This window comes from Acinetobacter rudis (assembly GCF_031157835.1).
Classification (GTDB): domain Bacteria; phylum Pseudomonadota; class Gammaproteobacteria; order Pseudomonadales; family Moraxellaceae; genus Acinetobacter; species Acinetobacter rudis_A.
In genome coordinates this window covers 1-554 of record NZ_JAVIDR010000056.1, presented here as the reverse complement: position 1 = coordinate 554, position 554 = coordinate 1, and the positions used below count along the sequence as shown (strand labels likewise).

Genomic DNA, 554 nt, shown 5'->3' with positions numbered 1-554 from the left:
TGTCCCGTCCTGAAATAAGTTTACACATTGGAGACTTATTTTATGGAATATAAACAAAGCCAACGAGTTAAGCGCACTCAAAGAGATTATTCGTTTGCCTTTAAAATGATGGTTATTCATGAAGTTGAAAAAGGGCAACTCACTTATAAGCAAGTTCAAGAAAAATATGGTATTCAAGGAAGATCTACAGTTCTTGTCTGGCTTCGTAAGTTTGGACAACAAGATTGGACTTCTAAAACTATGCCGAAATCATCGAAACGCCAACTCACGCCACAACAACGGATTCGTCAGTTAGAAAAGCAGCTTGCCGAAGAGAAGCTTAAAACCGAATTTGTTGAGGATGTTATTTATCATTTAGATAAAGAATGTGGGACAGATTTTCAAAAAAAGTATTCCGAGCACGTTTCAAAGATTGGCAAAGCAAAAGACGACTAAGTGTTACTCGTTTCTGCCAATGGCTTGGAATTTCAAGACAAGCTTACTATCAATCAGAGAAACGTGCTCAGCGTGTAGTAGAACAAACACAGCAAGTTCTTGATCTAGTCATGCATTAC

1 pseudogene is annotated in these 554 nt (G+C 37.7%); it reads left to right on the top strand.

The features are described 5' to 3' along the window. Nucleotides 1–42 precede the first annotated feature (42 nt). A pseudogene (locus RFH42_RS16865) lies at nucleotides 43–554 on the top strand (IS3 family transposase); the annotation flags it as partial.